This is a genomic window from Sphingopyxis panaciterrae (genome assembly GCF_011762125.1).
In the GTDB taxonomy this organism is placed as follows: Bacteria; Pseudomonadota; Alphaproteobacteria; order Sphingomonadales; family Sphingomonadaceae; genus Sphingopyxis; species Sphingopyxis panaciterrae.
On sequence record NZ_JAASQN010000002.1, the window covers coordinates 410,272 to 435,538 of the forward strand.

Genomic DNA, 25,267 nt, shown 5'->3' on the forward strand with positions numbered 1-25,267 from the left:
CCCTTGACCAACGATCGCTCTGATAAGCCGACCGTCTATGTCCTCTCCGGCCCCAATCTCAACCTGCTCGGCACACGCGAGCCCGAGATTTACGGACACGACACGCTGAACGATATTCATGCGCGGCTCGAAGCGCAGGCGGCGGAATTCGGCCTGCGCGTCGAATGCCGCCAGACGAACCATGAAGGCGTGCTGATCGACTGGCTGCACGAGGCCTATGTCGCGGGCGCCAAGGCGGTGCTGCTCAACGCCGGCGGCTATACGCACACATCGATCGCGATTCACGATGCGATCAAGTCGATCAAGGTGCCGGTGATCGAGGTTCATCTGTCGGACCCGATGAAACGCGAAGAATTCCGGCATTTAAGCTATGTCGGCATGGCCGCGGTGGCGCATTTTGCCGGGCATGGCGCGAACAGCTATACGCTGGCGCTGGACGCCGCCGCCCGTCTCTGACAAGAGGGCGCCAGCAAAAACGGGGTCAGGGCGTCGGAACACCGACACCGCAACAACAGGAAAAATTCTCATGGGTGACCATAAAGACAATGGCATCAACATCGATCCGGCGTTCGTTCGCGCGCTGGCCGAACTGCTCGACGACACGCAGCTTTCGGAAATCGAGGTCGAGGACGGCGACCGCAAGGTGCGCGTCGCGCGCACGCTGACCGCCGCCCCCGTCGCTTATGCCGCAGCACCGGTCGCGGCTCCCGCCGCCGCTGCACCGGCCGCTACGGTTGCCGCCGCCGCTCCGGCGCCCGCCGCCGACAATTTCGCCGACGCCGTAAAGTCGCCGATGGTCGGCACCGTCTATCTCGCGCCCGAACCGAGCGCGCCCAATTTCGCCGCCGTCGGCTCGGCGGTGAAGGCCGGCGACACGATTTTGATCATCGAGGCGATGAAGGTGATGAACCCGATCACCGCCCCGGCCGCAGGCACGCTAAAGGCGGTGCATGTCGAGAACAGCCAGCCGGTCGAATTCGACCAGCCGCTGTTCACCATCGGCTGAGGCCCGCATGAGCATCGACAAGCTGCTGATCGCCAACCGCGGCGAGATCGCGCTGCGCATCCACCGCGCGTGCCACGAAATGGGAATCAGGACCGTCGCGGTCCATTCGACCGCCGACGCCGACGCGATGCACGTCCGCCTCGCCGACGAGGCCGTGTGCATCGGCCCGCCGAGCGCCAAGGACAGCTATCTCAACATCCCGGCGATCATTTCGGCGGCCGAAGTCACCAACGCCAACGCGATCCATCCCGGCTACGGCTTCCTGTCGGAAAACGCCCGCTTCGCCGAGATCATCGAGGCGCATGACATCTGTTTCGTCGGGCCGAAGCCCGAACATATCCGCACCATGGGCGACAAGGTCGAGGCAAAGCGTACCGCGGTCGCGCTCGGCCTGCCGGTCGTTCCGGGTTCGCCCGGCGCGGTCACCTACAGCGAAGAGACGAAGCGGCTTGCGCACGAAATCGGCTATCCGGTGCTGATCAAGGCGGCGTCGGGCGGCGGCGGGCGCGGAATGAAGGTCGTTCCCGACGAGGACAGCCTCGAAAGCCTGATGGGCCAGGCGTCGAGCGAAGCGGCGGCGGCGTTCGGCGACCCGACCGTTTACATGGAAAAATATCTCGGCAACCCGCGCCACATCGAATTCCAGGTGTTCGGCGACGGCCAGGGCAATGCCATCCACCTCGGCGAGCGCGACTGCTCGCTGCAGCGCCGCCATCAGAAGGTGCTCGAAGAAGCCCCCTCGCCGATCATCTCCGCCGACGAACGCGCGCGCATGGGCAAGGTGTGCGCCGATGCGATGGCGGCGATGCAGTATCGCGGCGCCGGCACGATCGAATTCCTGTGGGAAAATGGCGAGTTTTTCTTCATCGAGATGAACACGCGCATCCAGGTCGAACATCCGGTGACCGAGATGATCACCGGCTTCGACCTGGTCCGCGAACAGATCCGCATCGCCGACGGCCGCGGGCTGTCGGTCCGGCAGGAAGATCTGGAATTTCGCGGTCACGCGATGGAATGCCGTATCAACGCCGAAGACCCGCGCACCTTCATGCCCTCGCCGGGCAAGGTCACCAATTATCACGCCGCGGGCGGCATGCATGTGCGCGTCGATAGCGGGCTGTACGCCGGCTATTCGATCCCGCCCTATTACGACAGCATGATCGCCAAGCTGATCGTCTATGGCCGGACGCGCGAAAGCTGCATGATGCGGATGCGCCGCGCGCTCGAGGAAATGGTGGTCGGCGGCGTCAAGACCAACATTCCGCTCCACCAGGCGCTGCTTGCGGCGCCCGACGTGATCAACGGCGACTATACGATCAAGTGGCTCGAGGAATGGCTCGCGCGGCAGGATGAAGAAGGCGCGGCATAACGCCGCGCGCCTGTCACCCGCCTTTTTGCCGAGGTTCGTCATGTCCGGAGTGGCGATATGTGCGATGCGCCGAGTTGTGCGCCCGCTCACTTTAACTGTGTGATTTTTTTGGCTATGGCACCGGCATGGTCAAAAAATCTCTCCCTTCGATGCGCCCCGCTGCGGCGCTGATCCTTCCGCTGGCGCTCGCCGCGTCGCCCGTCCTCGCGCAGGAGGTCAAGGAGGATTCGGTGATCCTTCAGCCCGACAAGGTCGCCGACGACGCGCCCGTCGTCGCCGCTGAGGTCGCGCTGCCGAACTGGAGCGAGGCCAATGCGACCGCGCTGCTCAGCGCGATCGAAGGCGCCGGCGACGAAGGGCTGTTCGCCAAGGATTATCATCCCGACGAACTCGCCGCCGCGATCATGGCGAAGGATCAGGACCGGCTCGATCAGGTCGCGACCGACAGCTTCCTGCTGCTCGCGACGCATCTGCGCGACGGCCGGACACCCAATGCCGCGCGCAAACAATGGTTCATGGTCGACAGCGACGGCGATGCCGAACCGCTGTTGCCGCTGCTCACCACCGCGCTGGCGACCGGCTCGATCGCCGAAACGCTCGCGCGCTTCGATCCCGTGCATCCCGATTTCGCAGTGCTCAAGGCATCGCTGAAGAAAGCCAAGACGCCCGCCGAGGCCAATGCGATCCGCGTCAACATGGAACGCTGGCGCTGGATGCCTCGCGACCTCGGCGAACGCTATGTCGTCAGCAACGTCCCCGAATATCTGACCCGCGTCATCCATGGCGGCACCACGATCGCGACGCACAAGGCCGTCGTCGGCAAGGCGTCGACCCCGACGCCGCAGCTCAACCCGCTGGCCACCGGCGTCATCGTCAATCCGACCTGGACGCTGCCGCGCAGCATCATCAACGAAGGTATCGGCGCGACGATCGCCAACAATCCGGCGTCCGCGCGGCGGCAGGGCTATACCTGGACGGGCAGCGGCAAGACGCTGTCGGTGGTGCAGCAACCCGGTGCGAACAATGCATTGGGCGTGATGAAGATGGAAATGCTCAATCCGCACGCCATCTACCTGCATGACACGCCTTCGAAGGGCGCCTTTGGCGCCGCCGCGCGGGCGTTCAGCCACGGCTGTATCCGCACCGAACGTGCGCTGCATTTCTCGGGCCTGATGGCGGTCTATTTCGCGGGCCGGAGCCCCGAGGAATTCGGCGAGGCGATCGCGAGCGGCAAGACGACGAAATTCTCCTTCGCTCAGCCCTTCCCCGTCTATGTCGCTTATTGGACCGTCGTTCCCGACGGCAAGGGCGGCGTGAAGAAGCTTGCCGACATCTATGGCCGCGATGCGCCCGTCGTCGCGAGCTTCGCGAAGGAAGGCCGCCCCGCCGCCGCGCTCATCGCGCCGCCGCCGCCCGAGGTCGTCCCGACCGTCAAGACGACCGCGCGCGTGACGACGCCGGGGACGAGCGGGATATATTGAGGGGCTTTCGCTTTTCAGTCGGCAACCTAGATTTCTTTTCTTCGTCACCCCGGACTTGATCCTGGGTCCCGCTCGACCTGGAGAACTGCCGGTACTTCAAAAACGGGATCCCGGGTCAAGCCCGGGATGACGAAGTGGAAAGAGCAGAAGGCTGGACGACAGGAACGTCCGCTAATCACGCAGACGCTAATCCGCTGTCTTCGGAAACACACCGTTGGTCGCACCGGTGCGGACGATATTCTCCGTCCCAGGGAGCGGATCGGCCGGCATTTCGAACTTCGGCGCCGGCGGCGGCACGCTCAGCTTGTCGGCGAACAGCAGCCGGCCGGGACCAAGCTTGTAGAGGATCATCGGCAATAGCGCCTCGCCGAAGACGAAGCAGCCTTCGCTGCGCCCCAGCTTGCCCTGCGTCGCGATCAGCGCCGGGTCGGCGTACCACGCGCCATGGACGACGATCGCGCGCGCGTCGGCGCTGTAATTATCGGGTTCCAGCCCCGCGAGCCGCATCGACGACCCGTTGCTGCCATAATAATAATCGCTGGTGCGATAGGCGCCGCGCGACGTCGCGAGGCTGCCCATGCGGTTCGAGAAGCTTTTGAGCCAGCCGTCATGCTGCGGATCCGACCCGCGGCCATGGGTCACCGGATACAACTCGATCTTGCCCGCGACCATGTCGACCAGCGCAAATCGCGGACGCGACGACGGCAGCCCGAAATCGACGATGCCGACGCGATCGACCTGCGCGATATTACGGTTCTGAACCGCCAACTGCTGCCGCGCGACCGCCAGATAATCGACCGGCGGCGACGCCGGTGCTATCGGCTGCTGGATCCAGTTCGGCGTCTGCGCGCGCGTGGGAATGGCAGCCATAGCCCCCGCGCCGGCCAGTGCCGCCAACATCGCCCTGCGATTCATTACGTCATTCACTTTGCAACCCAACCCCGCATTGGCCGCCCTTTGGCGGTCCCTCGGCTTTCCATAAGCCCTAAGATGGTGGTCGAAGGCAATATTGTCATGCCCGTCATGCGGGCAGATGTGGCATATTCGCCATGAATAGCGGGTTTACGCTTCCGAACATTTCCTTCACGCCTTGCCCGCGGCGCAGGGCGGCGATAGGAGCGGGGCCCATGAAAGCGACCATCTGGCACAATCCCGCCTGCGGCACCTCGCGCAAGACACTCGCGATTCTCGAAGAGACGCCCGGCGTCGACGTTACGGTCGTCGAATATCTGAAGACGCCGTATAGCGCGGCGAAATTGCGCCAATTGTTCGCCGACGCCGGCCTCACCGCCCGCGACGCGCTGCGCCTGCGCGGTACCGATGCCGAGGAACGCGGGCTGAAAGACGCGAGCGAGGACGACATCGTCGCCGCGATGGCCGAGCATCCCGCCTATGTCGAACGCCCGATCGTCGAGACCGGCAAGGGGGTCCGTCTTTGCCGCCCGCAGGACCGGGTGCACGAAATCCTCTGACCCGCGCCGCTTTGCGGACCCTCAATCGCCGGTGACCGGCTCCGCGGTCAGGAATCCCTGCCGGCATATCGGGGTGGTGTCGCCTGCCAGGCAGTCGGACCAGCGGTACAGCCGCTCGATTTCGACCACCGGCCCGTCGCTGCCACCGCCGCCCATGCCGATATATTGCTTGCCGGTCACCCGGCCGACGATGGTGACATTGGTGAATTCGTGCACGAGATCGCGGTCATAGACGCCGGCGGCGCACGCGACGAAAGTCTGGTAGGTCGGGTCGGGCGTCCAGCGCGGCTCGCCATATTCGCCGCTGCGCGCCAGGATGATCGTCAGGCAAGCGCCGCGGCGCGACCGCTCGATATCATGGACGGCACCCGCCCAGCGCACGCGCGTGCCGATATGCCGCTCTTCCATCACGTCGTCGGGGTTGAGCGCGGTCGCATCGGCAGCTTTCAGTTCCTCCAGTTCGCGGATCATGTTGCGTTCGCGTTCGGAGAGCCCCGCAGCCGCATCGGTTTCCGCCGCCTGCCCGGACACGGCGGCGCCAACTATCGCGCAGAACAGCAGCATAGCGGCCCCGATAGCGCGTGTTCTCGTCAAGCCGGCCTCCATTTTGCGATGATTATCATGACCATGGCGGCCTAACGGCTTTGACGGCCGGTCACAATGGCGCCGCCGCCTACGCCGTCCATTCGGCCGGATTGGCCTCCTCGCCGATCAGCGCCAGCCCATGTGCGATAGAGGTCAGTTCGCCGCCCGTCGCGATCCGCTCCGCCCCGAAACCGCGGTCGAAGAGCGCGCGGATAGCGGGAATCAGCGACGAACCGCCGGTCAGGAAGACGCGGTCGACATCGCCCCCTGCGACACCCGCCTTCGCCAGCGCCGCGTCCATCGCGGCTTCGATGCGGCGCAGGTCGTCGGCGATCCATTGTTCGAAATCGGCGCGGCGCACGTCGGCGGCGATATCGACACCGTCGCCCGAAAAGCGGAACTCGGCCTCCTCGCTGCTCGACAGGCTGCGCTTGAGCCGCCCGACCGCATCATAGAGCGGAAAGCCCTGCTCATGCTCGATCAGCGCGATCATCCGCCCGACCGGTTCGGGATCGACCGCGTCGCGTTGCAGCCGCCGCAGCTCGTCAAGCGTCCGCCGGTTGCGCATCAACGCCAGCCGCGACCAGTCGGCGAAATCGGCGAAATAGCCGCCCGGGATTTCGAGCAATTTGTCGAAAGACCGGTAGCTCCCGCCCTTGCCGAGCAACGGCAGCACGAGCTTGTCGACAATGCGATAGTCGAACCGGTCACCCGCAATCCCGATCCCCGACGAGGCGAGCGGGACGCAGCGGCGCGGCGCCCCCGGTTCGGCGACGCGCACGATCGAAAAGTCGGTGGTACCGCCGCCGAAGTCGGCGACGAGGATCGTCGCGGGCTCGGTCAGCCGCGCGGCATAGCTGTGCGCGGCGCCCAGCGGTTCGTGAACATAATATATTTCGGCTCCGAATGCCGCGAGCATCAGGTCGTAACGCCGCCGCGCCAGCGCCGCATCGGGCCGCGCCCCGGCATATTCGACCGGGCGGCCGACGATGATGCGGCGCGGACGCGTGTCGAGCCGCCCGCCCGCATGGGCGACGAGCCGCTGGAGGAACAGCCGCCCCATGTCCTCGAACCGGTACGGCTTGCCCCAAATCATCGCGCGTTCGAACGACGGGCTCGCCGCGACGCTCTTGAACGACTGGACAAAGCGGCTGTCGAGCGGCGACTGAAGATATTCGGCGATCGCCCACGGCCCCGCCTCGTGCGCGATCCCCTGCCATGCGCGCTCTTCCTCCCAGAAGCAGAGCGCCGAGCGAAACACCGCGCCGGCCGCTTCCTCGCCCGCAAATTCGACGAGTTCGGACCCTCCCTGCCCGTCGGCGAGCGCCACGACGGTGTTGGTGGTGCCGAAATCGAGCCCGAGCGCGCTCGCGGCCGCATTGCTGTCCATGGCTTGGCTCCTGTGGATGACCCGGGGTCCCGCGCGGGGCCGGCGCCTATTGCACAGGCGGTGCCCGCGAGCAAGCCGGGCTCACCCCGCCGCGATCCGCCCGCCCGCGATCCGAAACCGCGTTGCCGGTCCCGGCATATCATCGAACAGCGCCGCTTCGGTCCCCGTCAGCCAGGCCTGCCCGCCCTGCCCTGCCAGCCGCTCATAAAGCGCCGCGCGGCGCATCGGGTCGAGATGCGCCGCGACTTCGTCGAGCAGCAGCAGCGGGCGCGCGCCGCGCCGCCGCGCGACCAGATCGCTGTGCGCGAGGACGAGCGACAGCAGCATCGCCTTCTGCTCGCCGGTCGAGCAGCGCGCCGCCGCGCGGCCGGTCGCGGCATGGACGGCGCCCAAGTCATCACGGTGCGGCCCGGCGGTCGCACGCCCCGCGGCGGCATCGATCCGGCGGCGTGTTCTGAACAGCATTTTCAGCGCATCAACATCATAGGGCGCCGTCCGCGGCGCGCCATCGCCGTCGACGAGCGTCAGCAGCGGGCGCGCGAAAGGTGCGTCGGGCTGTTCCGCCAGTTCGGCGGCGAGCGCCACCAGGGTGTCTTGGCGCGCCGCATCCATCGCCGCGCCATGTTCGGCCAGTTGCACCTCGAGGCTGGTCAGCCATTGCTCGTCGGCGGCCGGAAGATCGGCGAGCAGCTTGCCGCGCGCACGCAGCGCCGCTTCATAGCGGTTGCCATGCTGCGCGTGCCGCGGGTCAAGCGCGAGGACGAGCCGGTCGAGGAAGCGCCGCCGGTTGCCCGCGGTCTCGACGAACAACCGGTCCATCGCCGGGGTCAGCCATAGCACCGCGATCCATTCGCCGAGCGAAGCCGCCGCCGCCGATGCGCCGTTGATCCGCACGATCCGCCGCCCCGGATGCGCGGCTTCGATCCCCGTCCCCAGGGCGACCGGCGACAGCTCCGCCCCCGCCTGCACTTCGGCAAAGATCGCGAAGCCGCCGCCCGCGCCATCGCGCACCATGTCGGACAGCGGCGCCCGGCGCAGCCCGCGCCCCGGCGCGAGCAGCGAGATCGCCTCCAATATATTGGTCTTGCCCGCACCATTGTCGCCATGCAGCGCGACAATTCCCGCCTGTGCGGCCAGATCGGCGCCCGCGTGATTGCGAAAATCGGTCAGCGAAAGGCGGATCAGCGTCATGTCGCGGCCGTACTAGGGGATTTATGAGTTTGAAGGGAGCAGTTTCCCTTCCCATCGGTACGCATAAGACACGTGCATTAAATTTTTCCTATAACCGAAAATTTTACAGATTATCGGCATTTTTCGCCCTGAAATTTTCTTTCAAAGCCCCAAAAATCCCACTTAACCGCCAATGAATGAAATTGGCACGGCTCCTGCACCAGTGCCGGCATCCACCGGATGATCCGGATGGAAGGTTCAAGGAAGGAAAATATCATGGCTCATTTCAACATCGACTCGTTCAAAAGCTACGCGATCGCCGCGGTTGCCTCGCTTTACTGCTCGATGATGTTTCTCGCCGCCATCGGCCCGAATGGTGCGGAACTCGGCCGGCTGGTCATCTGACCAGCCGCGACAACCCACGAAACGCCGGCCCGATGGCCGGGATGGAAAGGAAAGAAATGAAACAGGGTTTTCGCAAGAATCGTCGCGACGGGATGATCTTCGGCGTGTGCGCCGGAATGTCGGACCAGTTCGGCATCGACGTCTTGTGGACGCGCGTCGGCTTTGTCGCCCTGACGCTTCTGGGCTTCGGCCTGCCTCTGCTGCTGTACCTCGCCGTCGCGATCCTCGCGCCTTAGGACAGCCGCCGGCCGCTTTCGAAGCATCGGTACCGGCCCCCACATTCCCAGGACCAAGGGCTCACCGGCTACCCCCGGTGGGCCCTTTTCATTTGGCGGTGATAGCCAGCGCAGGCCCGTAAAGGGAATGACCGCTAACGGCTGTTAGTGGCCATGTCCTTTTTCCTCACCCCGGACTTGATCCGGGGTCCCGCTTGACCTCGAAAACTGCGCTACTTTCAGAAAAAGCGGGATCCCGGGTCAAGCCCGGGATGACGAAGGTGAGTGGAGCTCATGGCAGTTTCCCACCCCGAAACCCCCATCCTTCCTCTGTCTCCGCCCATGGAGAATGCCTTCCTCGAAAAACGCCGACTCCAACCAAGAGCCGGCCATCATCGCGATCCGAAACGCTCTTTCGCGGCGGGGGTAACCGGCGTGAAGAGCCCGACGAGCGTCCCCTCCGGATCGCGAAATTGCACGCTGCGATTGCCCCATGGCATCAGCTTCGGTTCGTGCACCCATTCGACCCGGTCTTTCAGGCGCGCGAAATCGGCATCGACATCGTCCACCATATATTCGACGATCGCCGTCCGATTGGCCGCGGGTTCGGCGCTGCCTGCGCGAAACAGCGCCACCGTTTCGGCGCTCCCGATGGCGAGCGTCGCGCCCGGCGTGACGATCTCGGCAAATTCCGGCGCCAGCCAGTCGGCCTGCCGGCCGGTCACCATTTCGTAAAAGCCGACCAGGCTGTCGATATCGGCCGCGATCAGGCGGGTGGAGGCGAATTTCATCAGGGTTCCTTTGGCAAGTCATTCCGGCACAGCGCCGAAAAGGCCTTGTTGCACAGGCCTGCTGCCATCATCATGTCAGCAGGAGTCAGTATGATGCGCCGCGCCGACCGCCTGTTCCAGATCATCCAGATCCTGCGCCGGTCGGCCCGGCCCGTGACGGGCGCCGCGCTGGCGGCGGAGCTCGAAGTATCGACGCGGACCGTCTATCGCGACATGGCCGACCTGATCGGCCAGCGCGTGCCGGTCACCGGCGAAGCGGGCTTCGGCTATCTGCTCGCCGCAGACTATGACATGCCGCCGCTGATGCTCACCCCCGACGAGATCGAGGCGGTCGTTCTGGGGTCGCAGTGGGTGGCCGAGCGCGGCGACCGGTCGCTTGCGCTGGCGGCGCGAGACGTCATTGCAAAGATCGCCGCGGTGGTGCCCGCTCATCTGCGTCCGTTCGTCGAACAGCCCGGCGTCGCGGCGAAGCCGAGGCTGGGCGGGTTCGATCACCTCGACACGCCGGTCGACATCACCCGCCTTCGAAATGCCATCCGCGACGGCCTGAAGCTGCGGCTTGGCTATCGTTCGGCGAGCGGCGAGACCAGTGAGCGGACGATATGGCCGATCGTCCTTGGCTATGCGGAAACCGAACGCATGCTCATCGCCTGGTGCGAACTGCGTCAGGACTTCCGCCATTTTCGTACCGACCGAATGACCAGGGTCGACATAACCGGCGAAGCGATCGGGGTCCGGACCGGCGACCTGCGCCGCCACTGGCAAAAATGGCGAGCCGGGCAAATCGCCGATCGGGATCCAGCTTCCCCATTCTCGTCACCCTGAACTTGTTTCAGCATGACGAGGTTTAAATGGCAGTTTCCCACCCCGAAACCGCTCCAACGAAAAAGCCCCGCCGGATCGCTCCGGCGGGGCTTGTTTCTATCCGTCCGAAGACCGGGGAGCTTATTCCTCGCCTTCGCCTTCGGGACGATCTTCGACCATCACATCGTCGGTCGTGAAGTCTTCGCCCTGCACCTTGCCGAGCGGATCGTCGCCGATCGCCGCTTCGGGGCCCTGCGCCAGTTCGGCGGCATGCTCCGCGGCGGCAGTCGCCGGTGCGATCAGGTCGGGGCTCGCGGCGCGCATCGCGGCACGCAGCGCCGCATCCTTCGACGACGCGGTGACGCGGACGCGGTTCATGGCAGCGCCGGTGCCCGCCGGGATGAGGCGGCCGACGATGACGTTTTCCTTGAGGCCCTGCAGCGAGTCGATCTTGCCCTGCACCGAAGCCTCGGTGAGAACACGGGTCGTCTCCTGGAAGGATGCCGCCGAAACGAAGCTGCGCGTCTGCAGGCTCGCCTTGGTGATGCCGAGGAGGACCGGACGGCCCTCGGCGGGAACACCATTCTTCGGCAGCTTGGCGTTATATTCCATCATCTCCAGATAATCGAGCTGTTCGCCCGGCAGCAACGTGGTGTCACCGCCAGCAGTGATCTCGACCTTCTGCAGCATCTGGCGAACGATCACCTCGATGTGCTTGTCGTTGATCTTCACGCCCTGCAGTCGATAGACTTCCTGGATTTCCGCGACGAGATATTCGGCCAGCGCTTCCACGCCCATGACGTCGAGGATGTCGTGCGGGTTCGGCGAACCGCTGATCAGCGCGTCGCCGCGCTTGACCTGGTCGCCTTCCTGCACTTCCAGGACCTTCGACTTGGGAATGAGGTACTCGATCGGATCGCCTTCTTCCGGAACGATCGCGATCTTGCGCTTCGCCTTGTAATCCTTGACGAATTCAATGCGGCCGCTGATCTTTGCGATAACGCTGTTGTCCTTCGGAATGCGCGCCTCGAACAGCTCGGCAACACGCGGCAGACCGCCGGTGATGTCACGCGTCTTCGAAGCTTCGCGGCTGACACGCGCCAGAACGTCGCCCGCCTGCACTTCCTGACCGTCCTCGACCGACAGCATCGTGCCGACCGCGAGCAGGTAGCGTGCCGCTTCGCCCGACTGATCGTCGAGCAAGGTCAGGCGCGGCTGAAGGTCTTCCTTCTTGGCGCGGCCCGCCGAGCGATATTCGATCACGACGCGCTGGGCGATGCCCGTCGCTTCGTCGACCTGTTCGATCAGGGTCTTGGTGTCTTCCAGATCCTGATACTTCACGACGCCCTGCTTTTCGGTGATGAGCGGCATGGTGAACGGATCCCATTCGGCAATCCGGTCGCCCTTCTTCACCTTCTCGCCATCCTTGTGCAGGATCTGCGCACCATAAGGCAGCTTGTGCGACGCGCGCTCGCGGCCTTCGCTGTCGATGATCGCGATTTCGCCCGAACGCGACAGCGCCAGACGACGGCCGCGCTGGTCGACGATCGTCGCCATGTCGCGATATTCGATCGTACCGTCCGAAATCGCTTCGGCGTTCGACTGCTCGTTGACCTGCGCCGCACCACCGATGTGGAAGGTACGCATCGTCAGCTGCGTTCCGGGCTCACCGATCGACTGCGCAGCGATAACGCCGACAGCTTCACCGATGTTCACCGGCGTACCGCGCGCAAGGTCACGGCCATAGCATTTGCCGCAGACACCCAGCACCGCTTCGCAAACCAGCGGCGAACGGATCTTGACCGACTGAACTTCGGCATCTTCGATCCGCTGCGTCGTCGGCTCGTCGAGCAAAGTGCCCACGGGAGCGATGACATTGCCGTCCTTGTCGACGACGTCTTCGAGCGTGGTACGGCCGAGGATACGCTCACCCAGCGAGGCGATCGTCGAACCGCCCTGGATGATCGCACGCATTTCCATGCCGCGTTCGGTGCCGCAATCTTCCTCGATCACGACGCAGTCCTGCGACACGTCGACCAGACGGCGGGTCAGATAACCCGAGTTCGCCGTCTTGAGCGCCGTATCGGCCAGGCCCTTACGGGCGCCGTGGGTCGAGTTGAAGTATTCAAGAACGGTCAGGCCTTCCTTGAAGTTCGAGATGATCGGCGTTTCGATGATCTCGCCCGACGGCTTGGCCATCAGGCCGCGCATACCGGCGAGCTGCTTCATCTGGGCCTGCGAACCACGAGCACCCGAGTGCGCCATCATATAGATGGAGTTGATCGGGGCCAGACGACCCGTCTTCGGGTCCTTCGGCTCGGCGCGGATTTCGTCCATCATCGCGTTCGCGACCTTGTCGCCGCACTGCGACCAGGCGTCGATCGCCTTGTTGTACTTTTCCTGCTGCGTGATCAGGCCGTCCTGATACTGCTGCTCGAAATCCTTCACCAACGCGCGGGTTTCGTTGACCATTCCTTCCTTCGACTCCGGGATGATCATGTCATCCTTGCCGAAGGAAATGCCCGCCTTGAACGCGTTGCGGAAGCCCAGCGCCATGATGGCGTCGGCGAACAACACGGTCTCTTTCTGGCCGGTGTGACGATAGACCTGATCGATCACGTCGCCGATTTCCTTCTTGGTCAGAAGGCGGTTGACGACGTCGAAGGGCACCGTGTGCGACTTCGGCAGGCATTCACCGATCAGCATGCGGCCCGGCGTGGTCTCAAAGCGCTTGAGATACTCATTGCCCTGCTCGTCGGTCTGCGGGACGCGGCTGATCACCTTGGTGTGCAGCGTGACCGCGCCGGTGAACAGCGCCTGATGCACTTCGGCCATATCGGCGAGAAGCATGCCCTCGCCCGGCTCGCCTTCGCGCTCCATCGAGAGATAATAGAGACCCAACACCATGTCCTGCGACGGAACGATGATCGGCTTGCCGTTCGCGGGGCTGAGGATGTTGTTCGTCGACATCATCAGCACGCGCGCTTCCAGCTGTGCCTCGAGGCTCAGCGGGACGTGAACGGCCATCTGGTCACCGTCGAAGTCGGCGTTGAACGCGGCGCAGACCAGCGGGTGAAGCTGGATCGCCTTGCCTTCGATCAGCACGGGTTCGAACGCCTGGATGCCGAGGCGGTGAAGCGTCGGGGCGCGGTTCAGCAGGACCGGGTGCTCGCGAATGACTTCGTCGAGGATGTCCCAGACTTCCTTGCGTTCCTTCTCGACCCACTTCTTGGCCTGCTTCAGGGTCATCGACAGACCCTTGGCGTCGAGGCGCGCGTAGATGAACGGCTTGAACAGTTCGAGCGCCATCTTCTTCGGCAGGCCGCACTGGTGCAACTTGAGTTCGGGACCGGTAACGATGACCGAACGACCCGAATAGTCGACGCGCTTGCCGAGCAGGTTCTGACGGAAGCGGCCCTGCTTGCCCTTGAGCATGTCGGACAGCGACTTCAGCGGACGCTTGTTGGCGCCGGTGATCGTGCGACCGCGGCGGCCGTTATCGAACAGGGCGTCGACGGCTTCCTGCAGCATGCGCTTTTCGTTGCGGACGATGATGTCCGGCGCACGCAGCTCCATCAGGCGCTTCAAACGGTTGTTACGGTTGATCACACGGCGATAGAGGTCGTTCAAATCCGACGTCGCGAAGCGGCCGCCGTCGAGCGGCACCAGCGGGCGCAGTTCGGGCGGGATGACCGGCACGACTTCGAGGATCATCCATTCGGGGCGGTTGCCCGAATCGATGAAGCTTTCAACGACCTTCAGCCGCTTGATGATCTTCTTGGGCTTCAGCTCCGACTTGGTCGTCGCCAGATCTTCCATCAGGTCGATGCGTTCCTGCTGCAGATCGAGATTCTCGAGCAGCACGCGGATCGCCTCGGCGCCGATACCGGCAGAGAAGGCGTCTTCGCCATATTCGTCCTGCGCATCGAGCAGTTCGTCTTCGGTGAGAAGCTGGAACTTCTCGAGCGGGGTCAGGCCGGGCTCAAGAACGATATAGGCTTCGAAATAGAGGACGCGTTCGAGCTGCTTCAGCTGCATGTCGAGCAGCAGGCCGATGCGCGACGGCAGCGACTTCAGGAACCAGATGTGCGCGACGGGCGCGGCGAGCTCGATATGGCCCATGCGCTCGCGGCGGACCTTGGTCACCGTGACTTCGACACCGCATTTTTCGCAGACGATGCCCTTGTATTTCATGCGCTTGTACTTGCCGCACAGGCACTCATAATCCTTGATCGGACCGAAGATGCGCGCGCAGAACAGGCCGTCGCGCTCCGGCTTGAACGTACGGTAGTTGATCGTTTCGGGCTTCTTGATCTCGCCGAACGACCACGAGCGAATACGCTCGGGGCTCGCGATACCGATCTTGATCATGTCGAAGGTTTCGGGCTTCGCGACCGGGTTCATGAAGTTGGTAAGCTGGTTCATATTCTAGCTCCACTCTTCCCCCCTCGCATGGGCGAAGGGGGTGAGGAAAAGATCTTATTCGGCGGCTTCGGGAAGAGCTTCCGGACCTTCGTCGGGGTCTTCTTCCGCATAGGAAGACAGTTCGACATTGAGGCCCAGCGAGCGCATTTCCTTGACGAGCACGTTGAAGCTTTCGGGAATGCCGGCCTCGAAGGTGTCGTCGCCCTTGACGATCGCTTCGTAAACCTTGGTGCGGCCGATCACGTCATCGGACTTCACCGTCAGCATTTCCTGAAGCGTGTACGCCGCGCCATAGGCCTGGAGCGCCCACACTTCCATTTCACCGAAGCGCTGGCCGCCGAACTGCGCCTTACCGCCCAGCGGCTGCTGGGTGACAAGCGAGTACGGCCCGATCGAACGCGCGTGGATCTTGTCGTCGACCAGGTGATGCAGCTTCAGGATATACATATATCCCACCGTCACCTTGCGGTCGAAGCGGTCGCCGGTCCGGCCGTCGTACAGGTCGACCTGGCCCGACCGGTCGAGACCGGCGCGTTCCAGCATCGCCGACACGTCGCCTTCGCGCGCGCCGTCGAACACCGGGGTTGCAAAGGGCACACCAACCGACAGGTTTCCGGCGAGTTCGACGACTTCATCGACGCTGCGCGCCTTGATTTCGTCGGCATATTCATCGCCATAGGCCTGAAGCAGCGCTTCGCGCACCGCCTCGGGCGGGGCTCCCGCTTCGGGGTCGGGGTTCGCCATGCGCCAATCCTCGAGCGCCGTGGTGATCTGGCGACCAAAGCCGCGCGATGCCCAGCCAAGGTGCGTTTCGAGAATCTGCCCGACGTTCATGCGCGACGGCACGCCCAGCGGGTTGAGCACGAAATCGACATGCGTGCCATCTTCCAGGAACGGCATGTCCTCGATCGGCAGGATGCGGCTGATGATGCCCTTGTTGCCGTGGCGGCCGGCCATCTTGTCGCCCGATTGCAGCTTGCGCTTCACCGCGACGAACACCTTGACCATCTTGAGCACGCCCGGGGCGAGTTCGTCGCCGCGCTGCAGCTTTTCGACGCGATCTTCGTACTTCGCGCTGATCCGCTTGATCGCGTCGTCATACTGCGCCTTGATCGCTTCGAGGGCGGCCTGGGCATTGTCTTCGACAACGGCCAGCTTCCACCAGTCGCCGCGGTCGAGGTCGATCAGCATCTCTTCGGTGACGACATCGCCCTTCTTCAGGCCCTTCGGCACGGCACTGGTCGCCTGACCGATCAGCAGTTCCTTGAGGCTGGAGAAGGTCGCACGGTTGAGGATCGCGCGCTCGTCGTCGGCGTCCTGCTTCAGACGTTCGATCTCTTCGCGTTCGATCGCGATCGCGCGTTCGTCCTTGTCGATACCGTGACGGTTGAAGACGCGGACTTCGACGACCGTGCCCGACACGCCCGGCGGCAGGCGAAGCGAGGTGTCGCGCACGTCGCTGGCCTTTTCGCCGAAGATCGCGCGCAGCAGCTTTTCTTCCGGCGTCATCGGCGATTCACCCTTGGGGGTGATCTTGCCGGCCAGAATGTCGCCCGGGCCGACTTCGGCGCCGATGTAGACGATGCCCGCTTCGTCGAGGTTGCGCAGCGCTTCCTCGCCGACGTTCGGGATGTCGCGCGTGATGTCTTCCGGCCCAAGGCGCGTGTCGCGGGCGGTGACTTCGAATTCCTCGATGTGGATCGAGGTGAAGACGTCGTCCTTTACGATGCGCTCGCTGATGAGGATCGAGTCCTCATAATTGTAGCCGTTCCACGGCATGAACGCGACGAGCACATTCTTGCCGAGCGCCAGTTCGCCAAGCTCGGTCGACGGACCGTCGGCGATGATGTCGCCCGCGCGGACGATTTCGCCCACCTTCACCAGCGGACGCTGGTTGATGCAGGTGTTCTGATTCGAACGCTGGAACTTCTGCAGGCGATAGATGTCGACGCCCGACTTGCCGGGCTCGACCATATCGGTCGCACGGATAACGATACGCGTCGCATCGACCTGGTCGATCACGCCGCCGCGGCGCGCCGCGATGGCCGCGCCCGAATCGCGCGCAACCGTCTCTTCCATGCCGGTGCCGACGACCGGCGCTTCGGCGCGGATCAGCGGCACAGCCTGACGCTGCATGTTCGAACCCATGAGCGCGCGGTTGGCGTCATCGTTTTCCAGGAACGGGATGAGCGACGCCGCGACCGAAACAAGCTGCTTCGGCGACACGTCCATCAGCGTGATCTGGTCGCGCGGCGCCATCAGGAACTCGCCCGCTTCACGCGCCGAAATCAGTTCGTCGATGAAGCTGCCATCGGCGTTGAGATCGGCGTTCGCCTGCGCGACCGTGTGCTTCTGCTCTTCCATCGCCGACAGATAGACGACGTCGGTCGTCACCTTGCCGTCGATGATCTTGCGGTACGGGGTTTCGATGAAGCCGTATTTGTTCACGCGCGCAAAGGTCGCAAGGCTGTTGATCAGACCGATGTTCGGGCCTTCCGGCGTTTCGATCGGGCAGATGCGGCCATAGTGTGTCGGGTGAACGTCACGGACTTCGAAGCCCGCGCGTTCGCGGGTCAGACCGCCCGGCCCGAGCGCCGACACGCGGCGCTTGTGCGTGACTTCGGACAGCGGGTTGGTCTGGTCCATGAACTGCGAAAGTTGCGACGAACCAAAGAATTCGCGCACCGCGGCAACCGCGGGCTTCGCGTTGATCAGGTCGTTCGGCATCACCGTCGACACGTCGACCGAACTCATGCGCTCCTTCACCGCGCGCTCCATGCGGAGCAGGCCGACGCGATACTGGTTTTCGAGCAGTTCGCCGACCGAGCGGACACGACGGTTACCGAGGTTGTCGATATCGTCGATTTCGCCCTTGCCGTCCTTCAAGTTCACCAGTTCCTTGACGACCGCCAGGATATCCTCGCTGCGCAGCGTGGTGACCGTGTCCTCGGCGTCGAGGCTGAGGCGCATGTTGAGCTTGACGCGGCCAACGGCCGACAGGTCATAGCGCTCGGGGTCGAAGAACAGGCCGCCAAACAGCGCCTCCGCGGTTTCGCGCGTCGGCGGTTCGCCGGGGCGCATGACGCGGTAGATATCCGACAGCGCCTGGTCGCGGTCTTCGGCCTTGTCGGCCTTCAGCGTGTTGCGGATCCAGGGACCGGTGTTGTTGTGGTCGATGTCGAGCAGGACGAGCTTGTCGAGACCGGCGGCGTCGATCTTTTCGAGATTTTCGGCGGACACTTCATCGCCCGCTTCGATGTAGATCTCGCCCGTCGCTTCGTTGATCAGGTCATAGGCGCTGTAGCGGCCGAAGATTTCCTCGGTCGGGATCAGTAGCGTGTCGAGACCGTCCTTCGCCGCCTTATTGGCCAGGCGCGGGCTGATCTTGTGGCCGGCGGCGAAGACGACTTCGCCGGTCTTGGCATCCACCACGTCGAACGCGGGCTTGGAACCGCGCCAGTTTTCGACCTGGAACGGCACGCGCCAGCCGTTTTCGGCGCGCTCGAAGACCAGGCGATCATAGAAATCGTTGAGGATTTCCTCGCCCGTCATGCCCAGCGCGTACAGCAGGCTCGTGACCGGCAGCTTGCGCTTGCGGTCGATGCGGACGTTGACGATGTCCTTGGCATCGAATTCGAAATCGAGCCACGACCCGCGATACGGGATCACGCGCGCGGCGAACAGGAACTTGCCCGACGAGTGGGTCTTGCCGCGGTCGTGATCGAACAGCACACCCGGCGAACGGTGCATCTGCGACACGATAACGCGCTCGGTCCCATTGACGAAGAAGGTGCCGTTCTCGGTCATGAGCGGCATGTCGCCCATGTAGACGTCCTGCTCCTTGATATCGAGCACCGAACGCGTGTCGGTTTCACTGTCGACTTCAAAGACGATCAGGCGCAGCGTGACCTTCATCGGCGCCGCATAGGTGATGCCGCGCTGACGGCATTCGTCGACGTCGTACTTCGGCGCTTCCAGTTCGTAGTGGACGAAGTCGAGCTCGGCGGTGCCGGCGAAATCGCGGATCGGGAACACGCTGCGCAGCGTCTTCTCGAGGCCCGAAACATAACCAACCGAGGGGTCGGACCGCAGGAACTGTTCATAGGATTCGCGCTGAACCTCGATGAGGTTAGGCATTTCCACGGCTTCGTGGATGTTACCGAACAGCTTGCGGATTCGCTTGGTCGCGGTTGCTTCGAGGGCCTTGCCCACCGACTTCGCCTTGGTCGCCATAAGTGATTGTCTCGCCTGTCAAAAATCAAAATCGCGAGCGCTTCGACGCAAAAAAGCCGCAGGCAACCGTTGCCGGTTTACCGCAGCTTTCCACGCCTGTCGAAATCCCCAACGACCTATCCGTACAGCCCGTTGCGCAAAGTCAGGCTCTATCTCGGACGGTGGGGTGTGACGGCGATATAGGATTGGGGGTGCACAGTGTCAACGGGTGGGGGCAAGGTTCGAGCGGGAATGTCGGCTTTGGGGTGGGAAGCCGACATAGGTACCACCCTACTTTCGTCATCCCGGGCTTGACCCGGGATCCCGTTTTTTTGTGGACGCCAACGGTTTTCGAGGTCAAGCGGGACCCCGAATCAAGTCCGGGGTGACGAAGAAGGACATGGCAGCTTCCAGCCGAAACCAGCTGCGCTCCTCGCCCTCTAGAATATCCCTTTCAACAACCCCGCCGGGTTCCGCCGCAACGCCGCCTCTTCCCCCGCCATATAGTGAAAAATGCCTTTCAGCGCCTGCTCGGTCACCGACCGGGTCAGCCCGTCATGCGTCAAGCCGGCCGACGCCATCAACTGGTTGCCCTTCGACAACTGGTCGAGCTGGCGAAAGGCGCCGACATTGTCGAGCGCCGATCCGATGAGCGGCGAGACCTTCGTGAACAACACCCCGCCCGCGCTCGTCTGCAAATAGCGCGTCGCACCATCATTCTTCGTCACCAGCGCCGGCGCGTCGGTCCAGCGCAGATCATCGATCGCGGTACGGAAGATCGGCTTGGCCTCGCCCGCCGCCTTGCCGCCGGCATCGTTCAAGCTCTTGGTCAGATTGGTCGTCAGACCAAGCTTGTCGCCCATGCCGAACAGCTTCGAGGCGAGCTTCCCGCCCGCCCCCGGCAACAAGATGCGCACCGCGGTGTCGCGATAGAAGGCGCCGGGCGCGGCCAGCTTGTCGAGCGCGCCGTCGGAGGCGCCCGCGATCAGCCCCTTCACCCCGCTCTTGGGCAGCTTCGCCATCGCCCACGGCGCATGCATCAATGCAAACACCCCGGCTGCCCCCGCCAGCATCGCCCGGCGCGCGAGCATATCCCTGCTAACTTCCGTGGCGTCATCTTCCATGGCGACTCTCTCCCGCGGCTTCTTAAGCCCGGAGACTATCAGCAAAACACGCTATCGCGAAACGCCTAGGCGCGGCTGGCCAGCCCGTCGATCTTCGCCTCGATCCGCTCGAGCCGCCCGGCAATCTCGCCATTCACCCCGCCCGGCAACGCGAGCACCGGCATGATATAGATCGCAACCCGCTGCCGCACCTCCGCGAAGGCCGCATAATCGTCGGCGCCGAGGACGAGCATCTGATGGAGCAGCCATTCGAGCAGCCGTTCGAGGTCATCGGGCGGCGTCCATTGCCCCGACGCCGCCGCACCTTCGAGCATCGACCGCACGAGCGCCCCGGTGATCGATTTGTGCGCGGCGAGGAAGATCGAGAAATCGTCGTGCAGCAGCCCTTCCTGCGCGACCTTGTGGATCCATGGCGTGTTGCAGATACTCTCGATCCCACCCGCGATCACTTGCTCGAGTCGGTCCTCGATCGGTCCCAGTCCGACCGCGATCTGCCCGCTACGCTCCAGATACGGTCCCGCCAGATGCTGGAGCAAGGCGAGCAGCAGCCCCTCGCGATTGCCGAACCAGCGGTAGAGTGTTGCGCGCGACACGCCGGATTCGCGCACGACATGATCGATCGTGACGTCGCGAAACCCGACGCGGGTGACGACCGCGGCGGTCGCGTCGAGCGCCGCCTCGCGGCCGCCCTGCCCGCTCTGCCCGCCAGAAACCCGCGGATTTGCGTCGATTGTCGCGATCTTCGCCTCCCTTGATAAGGCACGGCGGGTATCATATCCCATTTGATGAGGCAAATGCTTGCGCTTATCTCACTTAGTGTGATAAGTGGCCTTCAACGTCTCATGAATGAGAGACTGGTTTCAGCCGGTCCGGGACGGGAGGAGAGAAATATGACCCGACGCATCCTGCTGCTGCTCGCGAGCGCCAGCATCGCCGCTACCGCCCAGGCCCAGACGACCGCGAGCGACGCCGCGGCGAATACTCCGGCTGATGACAGCGCCCAGCCTTCGGGCATCACCGATATCGTCGTTACCGCGCGCCGCACCAACGAAGCCGCGCAGACGATCCCGCTCGCGATCACCGTGCTCGGCGGCCAGCAGCTCACCGACACCAATGTCCAGGACATCGGCGACATCGCGCAGCAGACGCCGAACTTCTTCGTCCAGACCTCCAGCGCCGATCCGACCGGTGTCCTCCTCACCATCCGCGGCCAGTCGCAGCAGGATTCGATCCTGACCATCGAATCCCCGATCGGCGTCTATGTTGACGGAGTGAATTATATCCGCTCGTCGAACCTCGAAACCGCGCTGACCGACGTCGAACGCGTCGAAGTGTTGCGCGGGCCGCAAGGCACCTTGTTCGGCAAGAATACCACCGGCGGCGCGATCAACATCACGACGCGCCAGCCCGATCTCGATGCGGTCGGCGGCTATGTAAAGCTCAGCGCCGCGACGCACGACCGTTATGGCGCGACCGGCGTCCTCAACCTGCCGCTCATCGACGATGTGCTCGGCGTGCGCATCCTTGCGCAGCGGATCGAGGACGGCTCGCTCGGCGTCAACGGCCTCGGCGACGGGATCGGCGGCAAGAAGCAGACCGCTTTCCGGACCAACTGGCTGTTCAAGCCGAACGACAGCGTTACCTGGGCGATCTCGGCCGACTATACCCGTACCCGCGGCGACGCGCCGGTCAGCAAGCTCGCCTTCGTCAGCCCCTTCCCCAGCCCCGCGCCGGGCACGCCGAACCCCGCCCCGGCGCTGATCGACATCGCGATCAGCCAGGGCATCCTCGATCCGGCGCTCCTCGCCGACCCCGAAGCCAACGCCGCCGCGATCGGCGCGGCGCTGGGACAGGCGCACACGCTTTTCACCGGCCTCGTCGGCCGGCGCGGCTATTACGACAATGATGCAACGGGCGCGCAGGGCAGTTTTGCGCGCACCTATGGCGTCAGCTCGAACCTGGCGGTCGAGCTGACGCCAACCTTGTCGTTCCGCTCGATCTCGGCGGCGCGCTGGCTGAAACGCTGGCTCGATGTCGACCTCGACAGCTCGCCCTTCACCCTGCTCGAGGCCGAACTCGCCAGCCGCGCGAAAAACCTCAGCCAGGAATTCCAGTTCAGCGGCGAAATCGGCGACCGCATCGACTGGATCACCGGCGTCTATTTCAACGAGGAAACCGGCCGCGACTTCTCGCGCGCGACCGCGCTCGGGACGATCAACGCGACCAACCCCAACCTCACCGACGGCTTCGTCAAGAACAGCAGCTGGGCCGCCTTCGGCCAGGTCATCGCCGACCTGACCGACAGCGTCCGCTTTACCGGCGGGCTGCGCTGGACCGAGGAAAGCAAGGAACTGCGCTCGTTCAACCGTTCGTCGGGGGGCGCGGTGTGCAACATCCCGCCCGAACTCCAGCTCGGCGGCACCTGCCAGGCGCGATTCAAGGATAATTTCTCCGACTACAGCTATCTCGCCAGCCTCGACTGGACGATCCGCCCGGGCATGCTCGTCTACGCCCGCACCGCGCGCGGCTTCAAGGGCGGCGGGCAGAATTTGCGCGGCACCGGCAGCGCCGACAGCTTCGCCGCCTTCGCCCCCGAAGTCGTCACCGATTATGAGGTCGGGGCCAAGGCCGATTTCTTCGACCGCCGCCTCCGCCTCAACGTCGCGCTGTTCCAGGCGAACTACAGCGATATCCAGCGCACGATCGTCCAGGCTTCTCCGGGCGGCGCGATCGTCAGCCTCGTCACCAACGCGGCGCGCGCGCGCATTCGCGGCGCCGAGGCCGAAATCACCGCGGTGCCCGTCGACGGGCTGACGCTGTCGGGCGGTTTCGGGGTCAACGATGCCAAATATCTCGACTTCACCGACATCACCGGCGATCGCTCGAACGAGCCGTTTCAATTTCCCAAATACAGCTACCGCCTCGCCGCGACCTACAGCACCCCGACCGGGGCCGGCGACCTGCGGCTGAGTGTCGACTGGAACTGGCGCAGCGCGACCCAGCTCGTCGGCTCGGCGATCTACCGCGATAGCCTGCGCCAGCCCGCCTACGGCCTGCTCGGCGCGCGCATCGCGCTCGATATCGACAGCCTGAACAGCGAGGTCGCAATCTTCGGCACCAATCTCACCAACCGCCATTATGCGGTGTCGGGGGTGCAGTTCGACAACAGCCTGGGGTTCAACACCCTTTATGCCGGCGACCCGCGCGTGATCGGCCTGCAACTGACAACACGGTTTGGCGGCGGGTGAAGGAGCGGCAGGTTAGGGGGGAGCTGTCATAGGCATCACCCACTTTCGTCATCCCGGGCTTGACCCGGGATTCCGCTTTTTTAAGTCATCTGCTATTTTCGAGGGCACTGCTATTTTCAAGAGCAAGCGGGACCCCGGATCAAGTCCGGGTAACGATGATGAAGATGTCCGCAACCGGCCGTTTGCCGCCGTTCTTATTCCCTCTCGCTTGCGGGAGGGGTCGGGGGTGGGCAGCGACGGTGCGAATGCCCACCCCGACCTTTGTTAAATGCCGTCCAGGCCCTTGCTGACCAGGATATTCACCGCAACACGGCGATTTTGCGCCTTGCCTTCGACGGTATCATTGCTCGCCGCCGGGTCCGCTGCCGCCATGCCCGTGGGGGTCAGCATGCGATAGGGCTTCCAGCCGCAGGCCTGCTGAAGATAATTGACGACGCCGCCGGCCCGCTTTTCGCTGAGCTCCTGGTTGATTTCCTGGCTTCCGGTGGAATCGGTGTAACCGACCACGAGCAACAGCGCATTGTCCATTCCTTCGGCCGAGTTGGCGGCCGCGCAAAGATCGGCTTTCGCCTGCTCGGACAGCACCGCCTTGCCCGTGTCGAAATTCACGTTGGTCGTGCCTTTGACATTATATTGATCGATATCGCCCATGCGGCCGCGCAGCCCCTCGGTTGCCGCGGTCTGTTCGGCAAAGCGCTGGTCGGTGCCGTTACGGATCATCGTCGCCGTCTTCAGGTCCTTGTTCTTCAGTTCGACCTGGCTGGCCACCAGGCCGCCGTCCCACTGCAATGTCTCGACCGCGACCGGCAGGCCGTTGAGCAGCGATGCCGCGGCAAGCTTGCTGCTGCTGAGGCCCAAAAATCCGCCTTTCGACTTGATCCGGGTCGTATCGTTGATCGCGATGATCGTATTGGCGCCGTCGGCGGTCGTGACCTGCATCGTGCCGTCGCCGCGCGCTGAAATAATGCCTTCGACCTCGGGCCCCTTGGTCATCGCGGCCGCATCGGGCGTTGTCTGCGAGCCATATACGGTCGTCATGACGTCGCCACTGGTCGCTTCCTGCGGCTGCGCGTCCTGCGGTTGCGCCTCCTGCGGCTCGGCGTCCTGCTGCTGCGCGGCCAGACCCGCCGGCCCGGCCAGCATCGCTGCCATCAACAAAATTTTTGGATATTTGGAAACGCTACTCATCATCCTACTCCTGCAATGAGCCGCCCCCGCGGGTTGATCGCCCTTTCCGGCACAGTCATAATCTCTGCAAGACTGTTGATTCGGCCGTGTGGTCAGTTCGAGCGCATTGTGCGGCGAGCCGTTGAAAATCGCGCCGTGCGCCCGGCATTCGGGGCGTTTGCAACCGCGTCGGAGAGGCGTTTCCTGACGATTGCAGGCGGCTTGCCTGTCCGGAACTGCGGTTGGCGACTGGAAGCTGCCATTCCCTTTTTTCGTCACCCTCGGGCAAGGCAGGTGACTGCGCGACTTGATCCGGGGGCCCGCTTGACCTCAAAAACTGCTCGTGCCCCCAAAAAGGCCGGGTCCCGGGTCAGGCCCGGGATGACGAAGCTGTATGGCGCAA

General features: G+C 64.0%; 19 protein-coding genes. 9 read left to right on the forward strand and 10 right to left on the reverse strand.

Annotation, left to right across the window (positions count from 1 at the left end):
• The first annotated feature begins 3 nt into the window (after positions 1–3).
• From FHR22_RS09590 to FHR22_RS09605, 4 genes are all read left to right on the forward strand, one after another.
• Entirely contained in the window at positions 4–456 is a 453-nt protein-coding gene (locus tag FHR22_RS09590) for a type II 3-dehydroquinate dehydratase (protein ID WP_166941521.1), read from the forward strand.
• Between the two features lie 70 nt (positions 457–526).
• Positions 527–1,006, forward strand: coding sequence for an acetyl-CoA carboxylase biotin carboxyl carrier protein (gene accB, locus FHR22_RS09595; protein WP_166941523.1), 480 nt, complete (start codon positions 527–529; stop codon positions 1,004–1,006).
• Between the two features lie 7 nt (positions 1,007–1,013).
• The gene (accC, locus tag FHR22_RS09600) at positions 1,014–2,375 is read left to right on the forward strand and encodes an acetyl-CoA carboxylase biotin carboxylase subunit (RefSeq protein WP_166941525.1); all 1,362 of its coding nucleotides are present in this window, start codon (positions 1,014–1,016) and stop codon (positions 2,373–2,375) included.
• A 125-nt stretch (positions 2,376–2,500) separates the two neighbouring features.
• Positions 2,501–3,856, forward strand: coding sequence for a L,D-transpeptidase family protein (locus FHR22_RS09605; protein WP_166941527.1), 1,356 nt, complete (start codon positions 2,501–2,503; stop codon positions 3,854–3,856).
• 186 nt (positions 3,857–4,042) lie between these two features.
• On the opposite strand, the gene FHR22_RS09610 is transcribed toward FHR22_RS09605, so the two are convergent.
• Positions 4,043–4,726 carry a murein L,D-transpeptidase catalytic domain family protein gene (locus tag FHR22_RS09610; RefSeq protein WP_243853631.1) on the reverse strand — a complete coding sequence of 228 codons (684 nt, stop codon included), beginning with the start codon at positions 4,724–4,726 and terminating at the stop codon, positions 4,043–4,045.
• A 257-nt stretch (positions 4,727–4,983) separates the two neighbouring features.
• Between FHR22_RS09610 and arsC the strand changes: the two genes are divergently transcribed.
• Positions 4,984–5,328, forward strand: coding sequence for an arsenate reductase (glutaredoxin) (gene arsC, locus FHR22_RS09615; RefSeq protein WP_166941531.1), 345 nt, complete (start codon positions 4,984–4,986; stop codon positions 5,326–5,328).
• A 21-nt stretch (positions 5,329–5,349) separates the two neighbouring features.
• Here arsC and FHR22_RS09620 read toward each other — a convergent pair whose 3' ends face one another.
• The 3 genes from FHR22_RS09620 to recF all read right to left on the reverse strand — a co-directional run bounded on the left by FHR22_RS09620 (position 5,350) and on the right by recF (position 8,494).
• The gene (locus FHR22_RS09620) at positions 5,350–5,922 is read right to left on the reverse strand and encodes a Slp family lipoprotein (RefSeq protein WP_166941533.1); all 573 of its coding nucleotides are present in this window, start codon (positions 5,920–5,922) and stop codon (positions 5,350–5,352) included.
• A 79-nt stretch (positions 5,923–6,001) separates the two neighbouring features.
• The gene (locus FHR22_RS09625) at positions 6,002–7,303 is read right to left on the reverse strand and encodes an Hsp70 family protein (RefSeq protein WP_166941535.1); all 1,302 of its coding nucleotides are present in this window, start codon (positions 7,301–7,303) and stop codon (positions 6,002–6,004) included.
• Between the two features lie 81 nt (positions 7,304–7,384).
• The gene (gene recF, locus FHR22_RS09630; RefSeq protein WP_166941537.1) at positions 7,385–8,494 is read right to left on the reverse strand and encodes a DNA replication/repair protein RecF; all 1,110 of its coding nucleotides are present in this window, start codon (positions 8,492–8,494) and stop codon (positions 7,385–7,387) included.
• Positions 8,495–8,749: 255 nt separating this feature from the next.
• Here recF and FHR22_RS22530 point away from each other — a divergent pair, with 255 nt between their 5' ends.
• Positions 8,750–8,878 carry a hypothetical protein gene (locus FHR22_RS22530; protein ID WP_279588411.1) on the forward strand — a complete coding sequence of 43 codons (129 nt, stop codon included), beginning with the start codon at positions 8,750–8,752 and terminating at the stop codon, positions 8,876–8,878.
• A gap of 56 nt (positions 8,879–8,934) precedes the next feature.
• Positions 8,935–9,114, forward strand: a complete 180-nt coding sequence (locus FHR22_RS09635; protein WP_039580111.1) for a PspC domain-containing protein — start codon at positions 8,935–8,937, stop codon at positions 9,112–9,114.
• Positions 9,115–9,485: 371 nt separating this feature from the next.
• Here FHR22_RS09635 and FHR22_RS09640 read toward each other — a convergent pair whose 3' ends face one another.
• Positions 9,486–9,884: a VOC family protein gene (locus FHR22_RS09640; RefSeq protein WP_166941539.1), complete on the reverse strand. Its 399-nt coding sequence runs from the start codon at positions 9,882–9,884 to the stop codon at positions 9,486–9,488.
• Positions 9,885–9,974: 90 nt separating this feature from the next.
• Here FHR22_RS09640 and FHR22_RS09645 point away from each other — a divergent pair, with 90 nt between their 5' ends.
• Positions 9,975–10,709 (forward strand): helix-turn-helix transcriptional regulator, encoded by a 735-nt coding sequence (locus tag FHR22_RS09645; RefSeq protein ID WP_243853632.1) that lies wholly within the window; start codon positions 9,975–9,977, stop codon positions 10,707–10,709.
• A 120-nt stretch (positions 10,710–10,829) separates the two neighbouring features.
• Here the strand turns inward: FHR22_RS09645 and rpoC are convergent, their stop codons facing one another.
• From rpoC to FHR22_RS09665, 4 genes are all read right to left on the reverse strand, one after another.
• A complete protein-coding gene (rpoC, locus tag FHR22_RS09650) occupies positions 10,830–15,113 on the reverse strand; it encodes a DNA-directed RNA polymerase subunit beta' (RefSeq protein WP_166941541.1) in 4,284 nt (1,427 codons plus the stop codon).
• A gap of 54 nt (positions 15,114–15,167) precedes the next feature.
• The gene (gene rpoB / locus FHR22_RS09655; protein ID WP_166941543.1) at positions 15,168–19,346 is read right to left on the reverse strand and encodes a DNA-directed RNA polymerase subunit beta; all 4,179 of its coding nucleotides are present in this window, start codon (positions 19,344–19,346) and stop codon (positions 15,168–15,170) included.
• Between the two features lie 419 nt (positions 19,347–19,765).
• Positions 19,766–20,449, reverse strand: coding sequence for a DUF4197 domain-containing protein (locus tag FHR22_RS09660; protein ID WP_243853633.1), 684 nt, complete (start codon positions 20,447–20,449; stop codon positions 19,766–19,768).
• A gap of 65 nt (positions 20,450–20,514) precedes the next feature.
• On the reverse strand, positions 20,515–21,231 hold the full coding sequence (locus FHR22_RS09665) for a TetR/AcrR family transcriptional regulator (protein ID WP_166941545.1): 717 nt from the start codon (positions 21,229–21,231) through the stop codon (positions 20,515–20,517).
• Positions 21,232–21,339: 108 nt separating this feature from the next.
• Here FHR22_RS09665 and FHR22_RS09670 point away from each other — a divergent pair, with 108 nt between their 5' ends.
• On the forward strand, positions 21,340–23,697 hold the full coding sequence (locus FHR22_RS09670) for a TonB-dependent receptor (protein WP_166941547.1): 2,358 nt from the start codon (positions 21,340–21,342) through the stop codon (positions 23,695–23,697).
• Between the two features lie 264 nt (positions 23,698–23,961).
• Here the strand turns inward: FHR22_RS09670 and FHR22_RS09675 are convergent, their stop codons facing one another.
• Complete coding sequence (locus tag FHR22_RS09675) at positions 23,962–24,885, reverse strand: OmpA family protein (protein WP_166941549.1); 924 nt, start codon at positions 24,883–24,885, stop codon at positions 23,962–23,964.
• Positions 24,886–25,267 lie beyond the last annotated feature (382 nt).